The following is an 11,543-nucleotide window of genomic DNA, read 5'->3' on the forward strand; positions in this document are numbered from 1 at the left end:
TAATAACGAAAAAACTGGATTATAATAAGGTCTTTGCTCAAGATTTTTGCTAATCGCTAACTGCCATAAAGCCCAATCAAGACCCCTGTTTATCGAGAGAAAAACCAATGGTAGCCACTTTAAAAGGACGAGATGTTTTAAGAATAACCGACATGAGTAGCGAAGAAATCAGCGCCCTACTCAATCTATCGGCACAGCTTAAAGCTGGCACTCTTAACCCCAGCTGCAAAAAAGTCTTAGGATTGCTATTTTATAAAGCTTCCACCAGGACGCGGGTTTCCTTTACCGTCGCCATGTACCAGTTAGGGGGACAGGTGATCGATCTTAACCCCAGTGTAACGCAAGTGGGGCGAGGGGAACCCTTAGCCGATACGGCCCGGGTACTCGATCGCTATCTCGATATTCTCGCAGTTCGCACCTTTAAACAAGAGGATTTAGAAGCTTTTGCCAATTACTCGCGCATCCCGATTATCAACGCTTTAACGGATTTAGAACATCCCTGCCAGATATTAGCCGATTTACAGACTATCCAAGAGACTTTTCAGACTTTACGGGGAATTAACCTCACCTATGTGGGGGATGGTAATAATGTCGCTAATTCTCTCCTCTTGGGTGGTGCTTTGATGGGGTTAAATGTGCGGGTTGCCTCCCCCGCAAACTATCAACCCGATGGGGAAATTGTCGCCAGCGCCCAGGCTATTGGCGAGAAAACCGGTAGTAAAATCTTAATTACCGACGATCCCGTTACTGCTGTAAAAGACTCTCAGGTGGTCTATACTGATGTCTGGGCGAGTATGGGACAGGAAAGCCTCGCTGATGCCCGAATTCCCGTTTTTCAGCCCTACCAAGTCAATGAACAGCTAATGAGTCACGCTGACAAAGACGCGATTATTCTCCATTGTTTACCTGCTCACCGGGGTGAAGAAATTACCGACGGGGCGATCGAGGGTGTACAATCAAAAGTCTGGGAACAAGCGGAAAATCGGATGCACGCCCAAAAAGCTTTAATGGTGAGTTTATTGGGATTAATCTAGCTCCAGATGCTCAGTTACCTAAAATAATTATTAAACTCGATCATCAATCATCCTAAGACCTGTCCGACACCGGAAGTTAACGCTAGGATTGATGGTAAGAGCAATAATCAGGGCAGCCTCCACACAAACTATATGTCAGACACCTCCGCAGTTAAAAAATATCTCGCCCATTGGTTTCAATTGGGAAAAAAAGTTATTTGTCCCAAAAACCAAGCTATGCTATTTCCGCTGCCTATTTTCAATGCTGATCGCTATTCGTCGGAGTTTGAAGATTGTTGGCAAAAAATGCTTGATCCTGAAAGTGGCGATTGTTACCTAGAGGGTACTCAACAAACCATCCAAGACTTACTTTCCCCTCAATGGGAATTTCATCCCTGCGCTCGTTGTACTATACCAGTACCAATTGAAGTGCTGGGCCAATCGAGTTTATCCTGTCCCTGCCATGATTTGAGTAATTGGCCCAATTTAGAATTACCCTTACCCCATTTACCCGTCAATAGTCGAGAAAATCTCGATCGCATCCGGCAAAGATTGCTAAAAAATTCTCACCCACATTAACCAGACAAAAAGAGACGTTAGGGGTAACGTCTCGACAAAAGGGTTGAGATTTAACGATTTCTGCCAAAAAGATTGACTAAATCTCGCAATCTCTCGCTATATTCTCCGGTTAAAGCTTCCTGACGATAGCGCCATGACCAATTCCCTTCTGCGACACTGGGGGTATTCATCCGCGCATCCGATCCTAAACCTAACACATCCTGTAACGGTACGATCGCCTGATTAGCCACGGAACTATAGGCCAGTCGAATCAGATCCCAAGCCACTCCCTGACCACTGGGAGCGCCAAGATATTGATATAGTCGCGCTTTTTCGTAGTCATTGGCGTTATCCTGAAACCAGCCCACAGTAGTATTATTATCGTGAGTGCCAGTATAAATCACACAGTTGCGTTCGACGTTAAAAGGAAGATAGGGATTACCCGCATCACCCCCAAAAGCAAAGTGGAGAATCTTCATCCCGGGGAAGGCAAAGTGATCGCGAAAATCTAAGACTGCTTGGTCAATATCGCCCAAATCTTCGGCAATAATCGGCAATTTACCTAAACGAGCGCCAATAGTATTAAAGAGATCATAACCTGGGGCCTTGAGCCAATGACCATTAATAGCGTTTTCCTGGCCAAAAGCCACCGCCCAATAGGCCTCTAATCCGCGAAAATGATCGATACGGATAATATCGACTAGAGAAAGAACCCCTTTTAAACGGCGTACCCACCAGTCAAAGCCCGTATTTTTGAGATAATCCCAGTTATAGAGAGGATTGCCCCATAATTGCCCCGTTTCTGAGAAATAATCCGGGGGAACCCCGGCCACTTCCAAGGGATTACCGGTTTGGGTATCTAGTCGGAAAACCTGCGGATTTGCCCAAACATCGGCGCTATTATGGGAGACATAAATGGGGATATCACCGATAATCTCGATACCGAGGGAGTTAGCATAGCGTTTTAGGGCTAACCACTGCTCAAAAAACTCAAATTGCAGGAATTTGTGCAGAAAAATCTCCTCTTGTAACTCCTGTTTCGGTGTTTCCAACGCACCCCAATGACGTTCGCGAATTTCTGTCGGCCATTCCATCCATGCTTTACCCTGGTAAGCGTGGGATAAAGCCATAAATAGGGCGTAATCCTCCAACCAATCGGCATTGCCAGCACAAAAGCCAGCAAACTGTTTGTAAAGAATTGTGTCAGAACCCTTGACAAAATTGCTCGCCGCCTTTCTAAGTAGGGGAATTTTCCAAGCGATCAATCGCTCAAAATCCACTTGATCGAGGGGAAAATCGGGAATATCCTCGAAATCTGCGTCACTAAGCAGGTTTTTCTCCCGAAGAAGATCGAGACTAATCAGGAGATGATTGCCGGCAATGGCACTAAAACTCATGTAGGGAGAGTTACCGTACCCTGTGGGGCCTAAAGGGAGAATTTGCCAGAGTTTTTGACCACTTTGAGCCAAAAAATCGATAAATTGATAGGCTTCCCTACCTAGTTCTCCAATCCCGTAACGGCCAGGATGACTGGTGGGATGAAGCAAAATACCGCTAGAACGGCTAAAAGCCATGAAAAAACCCCCTTATCAGTGATTCGGTTAGCAGTTATTAAGTGTTTAAAGCTGAATGCTCACTGCTATCTCCAAGCTAACCCGATCTCGATCGATAACGGCAATACTTAACAACTTTATTAGACCTATAGGACACAATCAGGCATTACAGCCGTACATTAACAGATCGTCTTTCCAGTGAAAAGGATTCCTTCGGATCACGTTCTACGTTACCCCGGAGGAAAAACCGATCGCTTGTCAGTTATTGCGCCAATGATAGGGGCGCATCGTGGTCAGTGAGTTGATCGAACTGCGTGCGCCCAAAATGTAATATAGATATTTCGACCAAATTGAGATGCAGCCGCCGAAAATTCAAGAGCGATTCACTTACTGTCAGTAAGTCCCACTTCTTGTAACCTCCTCTTCAACCCAGACCGGTTACTGTACTGCTCGTAAATCCGGTTCAGGCGCTCTTGGAAAACGGGCAACCGGTTTTGATATTCGGCTAAATCTCTTAATTTGACCAACAATTTAACAGCCTCATCGTAGGATTTAGACTGGGCTTTCTGAATTAGGGACTCGACTTGCTGCCAAACTTGCGCTTCCCGTTTAGCTAAAGTTTGTAGTTCCTCAATTCGCTTGGCTTCCGCTTCTTGTTGTCGCCGTTTTTCTGCCTTTTTTCCTTCCTCAGCAGCAGCCTCAAGAAGTTCTTGGATCGTGCGTCGAGGCTGGTTAGAAGCAGCAGAAGTAGGGATTAATTGAGACAGCTTTTGTTTGAATTTAGCAGATAAATTATGTTCTCCTTTAGCCAATCTTAATAGGAAATCTTCGCGTTCAGAAGCCGATAATTGGCTAATAGCTTGTTGCCAAGTTTGCTCCGAGATAGTTGTTAGTTTACCACTGGATGCACAAGCAACATTTAATAAGTGTTCGTCCAATTCAAAGATTTCCGTAAAAGCCTTTTGAGCGGCAGAAAGTTGCCCTAGTCCGGGGGGTAAAGGAGGTTCTAGTTGGGTCTTATCGATGTCTATATATCCCTCCGATAAGTCAATAGCTTTCAGCCAGGCTAAATATAATCCTCGATAATCTTGCTGGAGAATTTCTTGGCGTAATCCTATCAATTCCGATAGAATCCCTTCTCCTTCTATCCAGTCATTAAAACCCTCTTCTTGACTAAATTCCCAATCTAAAATTGCCCAATCTCCCGCAAAAGATAAGCTGATATAATTATCGATACAGTAAAGTTCAATTGTTTCTCGGTTGATCAGGGATGTGGGAAAACGAAACATTAATTGCTGTGTTCCCCAGTTGGTGATGTAGTACATGATATCGAAATACCGAGCCAGCACCTGTTTGGGATCCCCCCGAAAATTGCCGTAACTATAGGTGAAACTGGCAGTCGTTGCCGTCGGTTTGACGCGGCTCGATAGCTCGCAGATGGCAGCCCTTTCCTCTTGGGTGAGGGGGCGATCGATAGCTTGGAATTCGTAATATTGGTATTCGCTCATGGTGTGTAACCTATCTCAAGGTTTATGATCGATATGCTGATAATTGTACGGGGATAGTTAGGGTTTAAAGATAAATTCGACAGGACGGGCGCTCTCGGATGTATTAGGAATAGCAAGAATAGGCAAATCGCCCGATCTTTACCGATAAGGAAAAAGTTCCGGTGCGATCGGTAATTTTCCCGCATCTGTTTTTTCGAGAAATCTAATCTATTCCTTTGGATAGTGGCACGGTCAAAATCGATAAGATTATAATTTCTTTTGTTAAGCACTTTAGCGATCGCTGGATATTTCTGCGATTCGTTGTCGGCTAATCGTTAAATTTTGTGAAAAAAACCTCATTGGTTGAGATTATCGGAGATAGAGTAGGGATAGTTGAATAAGGGGGAAATAATTAGATTACTTGGGGGACAATTGCACAGATGAAATCGCCGAAACTTCATTAGGTTAAGAGTTTTGCCATTTGGAGAAAAGTTTAGATGAGAGGTGGGGTCTGTTTGGTGGCAGGGATGGCACTGAAGCAGCTTGGTTCTGTGAGCGGGGCGAGGAAGAGGTTAGGACAATGAGCAATGATAAGCCCCAAATAACCAAAATAGAAGCGATTGGCATTATTATTTCTAGTATTGCGGCTCTTCTGTCGGCATTTATAGCATGGAATCAAAATCAAATAGCAGACCAGCAAAATCAAAAGCAAAATCAAATACAGATTGAACTGCAACAGATCCAAGAATCTCAATTTAGTAGAGAATTAGAACAGAAATATGTTGAGATTTTTTATCAGGAGATAGTCAGTGGGAATAGTATAAGACAGAATAACGCTCTAACGCTATTACTGATGATTCAGCCAGCAACAGGAGAAAAACTTAATCAGTGGGCAAAACAATCTGGATTATTGACTGTTAAGGCTAAGGAAGAATCTAAGAAAATTGAAACACAACTAAATTCTAGAATAATAAATTCTAGGTTTCGGCTTTTTATTCATCTTGGACAAGTAAATAGTCGTCCAGTTCTTGAACGAAATCTCCTTATTCAAAAACTAGAATCTCAGGGTTTTCAAGTAGTAGGATTTGACAATAAATCAGACAAATATGGTCCTGGGGTTGATTTTTTCGATGAAAAAGACCGCAAAGGGGCAAAAAAGGTTGTAGAAATTATAAATACTTTACTTCCACCAGAGGCTACTAAATTGATTGTACGTAGGCAAAACGTGATGCAAAGAGAAGGTGTTCTCGGAATTTGGTTTTGAGGTCTTGACATATTTTAAACCCAAAATTTTCGATAAGTAATAATTACCCATGTTTCTCGGCTTCATGTCCATGACCCACGCCACCATCGCCGCAGCAGGCACATCCTTAATCATAGGAACTGCTGACCCGATGGCGTTGGGTTTGGCTGTCCTGGGTTCCCAGCTTCCCGACATCGACACCACCACCAGTACCATCGACAAAATCTGCTTCCCCCTCAGCAGCTTCCTGGAAGACAGGTTTCCCCACCGCAGCATCACCCACTCTCTCTTGGCGACGGATTTGATTGCGGCTGTCTCCCTCCCCATCGGCCACTTCCTGGGCAATTAGCTGACAGCGCTGCCGAAGGCACTCGCTGCGCGAGACCGCACTCTCGTTAGGTCATTTACTCGCCGGTTTCTCGGACTGCTTCACTCCTGCTGGTAGTACAATTACGTTTAACGATGAGTCGGCGATCGCTGTTTTAAGAGGGCAGTACGCAATTGGGACAGTAAACACCAAAATCGTTCAACCTGCACCATTTAAGGAATGACCGTTCAATTTCCCCAAAACAGCCTGATGCTTCTGCCGCGCTGACCTTTCCTCGGTCGATGTGCGCTGGCACTGTCTCAGATTTTTGCCGATGGTCGATAGGTGGATTTCGATAATCCCGTCAATTCTTTCGCTCGATGGCATCGAGTTCCCGACATATTTCGGCGGCCAGCCGATAATCCACACTTCCCGTTAAAGTAGCTCCGTCATAGTGGCTGCCAGCATAGCAGCCGGGGTTATGGCCGCGGGGCAGTTTATCCCGGTTAAAGGTTTGAAAACAAGGGAAGCACAAGGTAAACTAATTATGATAAAACATTAATATAGCGGTTCTCACACCTGTGTGGCACAGTTAAACCTTTGCTGATTAAGCCTTTCAACCTCGACAATGTACCTCTTGCGAACAGGAAATGCTATAAATAAGCGGTAAAAATGAAATAAAATTAAGGGAACAATTAATTATGCAACTAGAAGATTATTTTTTATTTATCTCCGAAAATGATATTAGAATCAAAGGTAATCGCCTCGGAATTGACAACGTACTCTTTTATTTATTGGAAGGCTATACCCCAGAAGAAATAAATGCTATCTATCCCGATCTAAGTCTAGAGAAAATCTACGCTACTATTACTTATTATCTCCAGAATCGGCAAAAAATTGATGCTTATTTATTGCGCCTCCAGAATTGGCGACAGACTCGCTACCATGAAGCACTAAAACATCCTTCACCTCAACGAGAAAAGATGAGAAAAATTAAACAGCAAAGGCAAAATTCTGTCAAGGTATAAAAATCAAGTTTTTACTGTATGAAAACTTATCCCCCCGCTTGAAAATTGCTGTCTTAAGGTTAAATCCAGAGATAGATATTTTACGCATTGGAGAGCCGAATACACCACCGTTAGGAACTCTTGACCCTGATTATCTCAACGACTCTTGGTGACAGATAATCGTACCAGTATGCCTGAACATTTAGAGGAATATTGACAAAAAAATCAACAAATCTGGGGACTGTTTTGGATACATCCCACAACAACAATAGGAAAACTAGCCGAAGAATTAATTATGATTTGGGAAACTACCGAAGCAGAAGAATGGATCGATATTGTCGATTGGATTCCTTTTTAATTAATGATATAATAAGATTATTACCGTCCTTTTTATGCTTGATTATTAATTTGAATGACTCGCCAAATTCATGACCAATTTGCTAAGGAATATTTAGAGGAATTACTAACACCTCTAGGGACGATTAGAAAAAGTAAGAAAGTAAAAAGTGAGGTTCAAGAAATCCATGTCTGGTTTGAACCATTTAGCTCACCGCCTCCCACTGAGTTACCTTTAGGATTACTTGGAAAAATGGCGGCTACTTCCTGTTTGTTTGAACCTTTCCGCAATCCCCCGACCGAGGTAGAGATTCGCAGTTGTTTGTCAAAGTTATACGCGGTTCATGGGGATGTCTTGAGAAAAGCGAAACGGTCAAACAAAACTCTAACAGAAGCTGAACTACCAGTTCTCTGGATTCTAACGCCCACCTTTTCAGCTAGAATGATTGAAGATTTCGGGACTCACAGCGATGAGAGTAATTGGTTAACAGGGGTTTACTTTTTAGCGAAGTCTCTCAAAGCGGGCATCATTGTCATTCATCAATTACCAGTAATTGATGACACCTTATGGTTGAGGGTATTAGGTAAAGGAGGAACTCAAAAACGAGCAGTTGAAGAGTTAGTTGAACTGCCAGAACGCAATCCTTTTCGAGAGAATTTATTAGAAATTCTGGCCAACTGGCGCAAAAACTTAGAATTGAGAGATAATTTAAGTACCGAAGAACAGGAGGACATCATGAATCTATCACCAGCTTATTTACAACAAAGGGAAGAGTGGAAGCAAGAAGGGATACAACAAGGTAGTTTAGAAGAACGGTATTCCCTGATAGCCAGTCTTCTGGAAGGACGCTTTGGCAGCCTAGATTCGGAATTATCTGGTCTGGTGGAACGGATCGCCCAACTTCCTATCTCGGAACGCACCGGATTGCTTCTTTCTTTGGCAAATTTATCCCGCGAGGAATTGTTGGAAAGATTGTAAATTTCGTTTCTCGCTCTTCTTACAGTCGTTCAACGATAACTGTTTTCCTTTTGTTTTTGCCGATAAGCTTCAAATTCGGGGTTACTGGCAAGAATTTGACGGACACGCTCGCGACTTATGCCGTATTTATCCCCTATTTGCTGATAGCTCAATCCTTGTCTATGGAGTTCTAAAAAATCGTAGCTTTTTTGCAGTTTTTCCTTTCTCTGTGCATCTCGTCTTGGGGTTGGACTCTTATTGCTAAGGTGTCTTACTATTTTTCTTCCCAACTCGGTCAAAGAATATTGAGGATTATGGAAACTAACCAATCCTTGTTTTTCCAATTCTTTAAGAATTTTATGTACTCTGGTTATATTATTATGAGTTGTTGCCAATTGCCGAGATGGATCGGAAAGTATCCCCATTGCCGAATCGATTTGAATCGGATAATCTAACATCCCTTTCAGAATCTGTTTCTGTTTTACTTGGAGATTGGCGATCATCTCTTCTAAATGTTGAAAGTCTTCATTTTCATCCATCGGAATTATCATTTTTAATAGACCTCTCCCTAGTCTGATAAAATCACAATCAGGGGATATTGTCAACAACTAACCGTAGCTTACCCAGTCGTTTATGTCTTGCTGATGCACTTTTTTAAAAATGGTGATAAACTCAACTGTACTGGGTACACTCTCCCTATCGGATGAATTTGAGAAAAATCGAGAGAAAAAAACAATGAACGAACGAGAAACATCCAACAAAATTGAGGCGGGCGGGGGTTTTCCCGTATTGCAATATTGGGCAGAAAAAACTCTCTCTCCTCAAGGGGTTAAACTCTGGCAAACCTTGAATCATAAAAGTGCCTGTTTAGCTTGCGCTTGGGGAACGGGAGGACAAAAGGGCGGTTTTGTCAACGAAGCGGGGGAAAGTCTGCAACGTTGTCTCAAAAGTGTCGAGGCAGTTACTTCCGAATTAATGCCAGGTATTAAAACTGATTTTTTTCAGACCTATCATCTCGCTCAATTACAGTCCTTAACCTCCCTAGAATGCGATCGCTTGGGTCGTTTCAGTTATCCCGTCCTCTTAAAAGCCGGAGAAAGTCACTATCAACGGATTAGTTGGGAAGAAGTGTATCGATTAGCCGAACAAGCTTTTCGTCAACCGTCCGAGACTATTGCCTCCTATAGTTCGGGACGTTCTTCTAATGAAGCCGCCTATCTCTTACAATTGTTTTTCCGGGCATTAGGAAGTAATAATTTAGCCGATTGTTCCGATCTCTGTCATGCCGCCTCGACCGTAGGCTTAAAACAGGTTTTCGGAACCGGAACTTCGATGGTCAGTCTGGAAAGTTTAAAACAAGCCGATTGTGTGGTGTTAATCGGTTCTAACGCTCCGGCTAATCATCCTCGCCTGATGAATGAATTAATTCAAATTCGTGATCGCGGCGGTAAAATTATTATTATTAACCCGCAAATTGAAGTCGGATTGGTCAAATTCTCCTCACCCGCTTTTCCGATTAAATCTTTATTGCGGGGCGGTTCCGATATTTCAACTCTCTACCTACAGCCGATACCGGGTAGCGATACTGCCCTATTCGTCGGATTACAAAAATCTTTGATCGAACAAAATTTAGTTCGGTGGAATTATCTGGAATCCCATACAGAAAATTGGCAATCTGTTATAGATTATGCCCGACAAACACCATGGGAAACCATTACTAAAACCTGCGGTTTGTCCCGAGAAGAAATTGAAGCAGCCGCCGCCCTTTTCGGCAATTTAGAGCGTGTGGTTTTCGCTTGGGCAATGGGGGTTACACAACAGGAAAATGGGGTAGATAATATTATCAGTATTGCCAATACCGCTTTAATGACGGGAAATGCTGGCAAAATCGGAGCCGGAACCATGCCAATCAGAGGTCATTCTAATGTACAGGGCTTCGGTTCTATGGGCGTTACAGTGAGATTACGTCAGGAAATCGCCGAGGCACTTGCTCAACTTTTAGGAAAGCCATTAAATATAACCGGCGGTTATGATACCAGGGCACTAATTGAAGCTGCCGAACGGGGAAAAATTAACACTCTTTTCTGTTTGGGAGGTAATCTTTATGGAGCAAATCCAGATTTAACTCAAGCCAAAAAAGCCTTAGCTCAAATTGATACAATTTTTTATGTAGCTACTAAGCCAAATTTAGGACATTTTCAGGGATTAGCCCGACAAAATACGATAATTTTACCCGTATTCGCTCGTTTTGAAAATCCTCACCTGACAACCACCGAATCGGGCAATAATTTTGTCCGTTTTAACGAGCGGGGAAGCAGTCATCTACAGGGTTCCCATGTGGATATCATCTCGGAAGTAGAACTGTTAACAAATATTGCCGTCAAGGTTTTAGGCACAAACCCGATTGATTGGTCGAGATTACACGATACCGCCTATATTCGTCAGTTAATCGCCAAAACGATTCCTGGTTATGAAAAGATCGGGCAATTAGATCAAACCCAAACAGAATTTACCATTAGCGGACGGATTTTTACCGAACCCCATTTTCCAACATCGACTGGAAAAGCGCAAATGTCTGTCACGCTTTTACCCACTTTAAAAGCACCGCAAAAGCAAGATTTCAATCAACCAGAAAATGCACCAGGAATTGCTCTGATTCTCGGAACAGGACGCAGTTATGGACAACATAATACCGTCGTTTATCAAGTGGGCGATAAATATCGGGGAATGCCTCACCGTCATTGTTTATTGATCAACGCCGAAGATGCCAAAAAAGCGGGCTTTCAAGAACATCAACGAGTCACCGTTCAAGGAGATGCCGGCAAATTAGAGAATATCGAACTTATTTTCGGTCCGATTCGCGAAGGTGTTGGCTTTATGTTCTATCCCGAAACTAATGTTTTATTCAAAGCTAAAATCGATCCTCGCTGTGGGACTCCTGCTTATAAACGAGTTCCCGTCTGGGTTTTTTAGTTATCAACTCCTCTAATTTTCTTTTTTGGAAATAATGAAATAGAGTTAAGCAGGTAGGCGTTAAAAATTATCAGACACCCCCCTTATCAAGGGGGGCAGGGGGGATCG

Annotated in this window: 11 protein-coding genes; 7 read left to right on the top strand and 4 right to left on the bottom strand. The window is 43.1% G+C overall.

What is annotated here, in order from left to right:
- The first annotated feature begins 107 nt into the window (after positions 1–107).
- Both argF and PN470_RS19385 read left to right on the top strand, forming a co-directional pair.
- Positions 108–1,034, top strand: coding sequence for an ornithine carbamoyltransferase (argF, locus tag PN470_RS19380; RefSeq protein WP_002762401.1), 927 nt, complete (start codon positions 108–110; stop codon positions 1,032–1,034).
- 132 nt (positions 1,035–1,166) lie between these two features.
- On the top strand, positions 1,167–1,592 hold the full coding sequence (locus PN470_RS19385) for a hypothetical protein (RefSeq protein ID WP_002735544.1): 426 nt from the start codon (positions 1,167–1,169) through the stop codon (positions 1,590–1,592).
- A 50-nt stretch (positions 1,593–1,642) separates the two neighbouring features.
- On the opposite strand, the gene malQ is transcribed toward PN470_RS19385, so the two are convergent.
- Positions 1,643–3,145, bottom strand: coding sequence for a 4-alpha-glucanotransferase (malQ, locus tag PN470_RS19390; protein WP_002737299.1), 1,503 nt, complete (start codon positions 3,143–3,145; stop codon positions 1,643–1,645).
- 362 nt (positions 3,146–3,507) lie between these two features.
- Positions 3,508–4,632, bottom strand: coding sequence for a hypothetical protein (locus tag PN470_RS19395; protein WP_016516626.1), 1,125 nt, complete (start codon positions 4,630–4,632; stop codon positions 3,508–3,510).
- 460 nt (positions 4,633–5,092) lie between these two features.
- Between PN470_RS19395 and PN470_RS19400 the strand changes: the two genes are divergently transcribed.
- Positions 5,093–5,875, top strand: coding sequence for a hypothetical protein (locus PN470_RS19400; RefSeq protein WP_272104950.1), 783 nt, complete (start codon positions 5,093–5,095; stop codon positions 5,873–5,875).
- Between the two features lie 70 nt (positions 5,876–5,945).
- The gene (locus PN470_RS22430) at positions 5,946–6,203 is read left to right on the top strand and encodes a metal-dependent hydrolase (RefSeq protein ID WP_223211018.1); all 258 of its coding nucleotides are present in this window, start codon (positions 5,946–5,948) and stop codon (positions 6,201–6,203) included.
- 177 nt (positions 6,204–6,380) lie between these two features.
- On the opposite strand, the gene PN470_RS19410 is transcribed toward PN470_RS22430, so the two are convergent.
- Entirely contained in the window at positions 6,381–6,548 is a 168-nt protein-coding gene (locus tag PN470_RS19410; RefSeq protein WP_272104951.1) for a hypothetical protein, read from the bottom strand.
- Between the two features lie 314 nt (positions 6,549–6,862).
- On the opposite strand from PN470_RS19410, the gene PN470_RS19415 reads away from it, so the two are divergent.
- Both PN470_RS19415 and PN470_RS19420 read left to right on the top strand, forming a co-directional pair.
- Entirely contained in the window at positions 6,863–7,189 is a 327-nt protein-coding gene (locus PN470_RS19415) for a DUF433 domain-containing protein (RefSeq protein ID WP_272104952.1), read from the top strand.
- A 391-nt stretch (positions 7,190–7,580) separates the two neighbouring features.
- A complete protein-coding gene (locus PN470_RS19420) occupies positions 7,581–8,483 on the top strand; it encodes a hypothetical protein (protein WP_272104953.1) in 903 nt (300 codons plus the stop codon).
- Positions 8,484–8,512: 29 nt separating this feature from the next.
- On the opposite strand, the gene PN470_RS19425 is transcribed toward PN470_RS19420, so the two are convergent.
- Positions 8,513–9,013, bottom strand: coding sequence for a sigma factor-like helix-turn-helix DNA-binding protein (locus PN470_RS19425; protein ID WP_334310458.1), 501 nt, complete (start codon positions 9,011–9,013; stop codon positions 8,513–8,515).
- Between the two features lie 184 nt (positions 9,014–9,197).
- Between PN470_RS19425 and PN470_RS19430 the strand changes: the two genes are divergently transcribed.
- Entirely contained in the window at positions 9,198–11,435 is a 2,238-nt protein-coding gene (locus PN470_RS19430; RefSeq protein WP_271935652.1) for an FdhF/YdeP family oxidoreductase, read from the top strand.
- The last annotated feature ends 108 nt before the right edge of the window (positions 11,436–11,543 follow it).

It is taken from the genome of Microcystis sp. CS-574 (assembly GCF_028329095.1).
Lineage (GTDB): Bacteria > Cyanobacteriota > Cyanobacteriia > Cyanobacteriales > Microcystaceae > Microcystis > Microcystis ichthyoblabe_A.

Excerpts from the sequence above, each read along its gene's own strand:
- PN470_RS19410 (WP_272104951.1), bottom strand. The coding sequence starts at position 6,548 with ATGCCATCGAGCGAAAGAATTGACGGGATTATCGAAATCCACCTATCG.
- PN470_RS19420 (WP_272104953.1), top strand. The coding sequence starts at position 7,581 with ATGACTCGCCAAATTCATGACCAATTTGCTAAGGAATATTTAGAGGAA.
- PN470_RS19430 (WP_271935652.1), top strand. The coding sequence starts at position 9,198 with ATGAACGAACGAGAAACATCCAACAAAATTGAGGCGGGCGGGGGTTTT.
- argF (WP_002762401.1), top strand. The coding sequence starts at position 108 with ATGGTAGCCACTTTAAAAGGACGAGATGTTTTAAGAATAACCGACATG.
- PN470_RS19425 (WP_334310458.1), bottom strand. The coding sequence starts at position 9,013 with ATGATAATTCCGATGGATGAAAATGAAGACTTTCAACATTTAGAAGAG.
- PN470_RS19395 (WP_016516626.1), bottom strand. The coding sequence starts at position 4,632 with ATGAGCGAATACCAATATTACGAATTCCAAGCTATCGATCGCCCCCTC.
- PN470_RS19415 (WP_272104952.1), top strand. The coding sequence starts at position 6,863 with ATGCAACTAGAAGATTATTTTTTATTTATCTCCGAAAATGATATTAGA.
- PN470_RS19385 (WP_002735544.1), top strand. The coding sequence starts at position 1,167 with ATGTCAGACACCTCCGCAGTTAAAAAATATCTCGCCCATTGGTTTCAA.
- PN470_RS22430 (WP_223211018.1), top strand. The coding sequence starts at position 5,946 with ATGACCCACGCCACCATCGCCGCAGCAGGCACATCCTTAATCATAGGA.
- malQ (WP_002737299.1), bottom strand. The coding sequence starts at position 3,145 with ATGGCTTTTAGCCGTTCTAGCGGTATTTTGCTTCATCCCACCAGTCAT.